Here is a 1,229-nt window from a genome sequence, read left to right as displayed (position 1 = left end):
TTGAAGGCTGTAATGGACTCTCCCCGCACCACGTTTCTTCTATAACACCGTGGTGACTGTTCGCTGGGAGAGGTGCGATGAAACGCATAGCAGTTGATTTGGCCAAGTCCGTTTACCAGGTTGCCGAGAGTGTCCATGTCGGCCGAGTGGATCGGCGCAGGCGGCTCGATTCCGGGGCGTTTGCGCGATATGTACAGGAGCAAACGGAGCCTGTCGAGTGGGTGATGGAGGCCTGTGGCACAGCTCACCATTGGGGCCGGTTGATGCAGGAGAGAGGGCATCGCGTCGTGCTCTTGCACCCTCGTTACGTGCGCCCGTATCGGCGGCGTAACAAGACCGATCGCAACGACTGCGACGCCATTCTGGAAGCGGCGCGCTGTCAGGAAATCCGCCCGGTTCCGGTCAAGAGTGTGCAACAGCAGCACGTGCAACAACTCCACAAGCTGCGCGAGGGCTGGAAGAAATCACGAGTGCAACGCATCAACCTGTTGCGCGGCATCCTGCGTGAAGCGGGCGTTGAAGCTCCGAGCGGCATCAAGTCCTTTATGCGCCAGGCATGCGAGCTGATCGAACGGCCCGAAGTGCGTGCCTTGCGCGGTGCGCTGCAAGTTGTCCTGGCCGAGATCAGCCTCTATGAACAGTCGATGCGCGAGTGCGAAGAGCAACTGGCGCGCTGGCATGCCGATGACGAGATCGTGCACAAACTCGACGAGGTCAGTGGCATTGGTCTGCTGACGGCCAGTGCATTCAAAACCGCCGTCGGCAAGCCCGAGCGCTTCGCCAGTGGTCGGCACTTGAGCGCCTGGTTGGGCATGACGCCGAATGAGTACAGCAGTGGCGAGCGACGAAGGCTCGGACGGATCAGCTGCAAGGGCAACGTGTATGTCCGAACGCTACTGATCCATGGCGCGCGAGCCGCACTGTTGGCAGCCAAACGCTGCAAGGCGCGAACGCCCGAGCGGCTGACGCAACTGCAAAGCTGGGCTCTGCAAAACGCCGAACGCATCGGCCACAACAAGGCCGCCGTGGCGCTGGCAAACAAGCTGGTAAGAATCTGCTGGGCGGTGTGGTGCCATGAGCGCCGCTTCAGCGGCAACTGGCACAGCACAAAGCCCGCCTGACGGCGGGGATTAACAAGGTGAAGTGAAGGGTTTCTAGTGGTTGTGGTGAGAAGCGAGACTGTCGGAACAGGCGAGTCCTGCAGCAGAGCAAGGCCGATAACAATCATG

1 protein-coding gene is annotated in these 1,229 nt (G+C 60.5%); it reads left to right on the top strand.

What is annotated here, in order from left to right:
• Positions 1-77 precede the first annotated feature (77 nt).
• The gene (locus G7026_RS22480) at positions 78-1,121 is read left to right on the top strand and encodes an IS110 family transposase (protein WP_181073270.1); all 1,044 of its coding nucleotides are present in this window, start codon (positions 78-80) and stop codon (positions 1,119-1,121) included.
• Positions 1,122-1,229: the final 108 nt, after the last annotated feature.

Origin of the sequence: Stutzerimonas azotifigens (assembly GCF_013522725.1) — a bacterium.
Lineage (GTDB): Bacteria > Pseudomonadota > Gammaproteobacteria > Pseudomonadales > Pseudomonadaceae > Stutzerimonas > Stutzerimonas azotifigens_A.
Note: the sequence above shows the minus strand (reverse complement) of the source record. Positions and strands in the feature narration are given on the sequence as shown.

Excerpts from the sequence above, each read along its gene's own strand:
- G7026_RS22480 (WP_181073270.1), top strand. The coding sequence starts at position 78 with ATGAAACGCATAGCAGTTGATTTGGCCAAGTCCGTTTACCAGGTTGCC.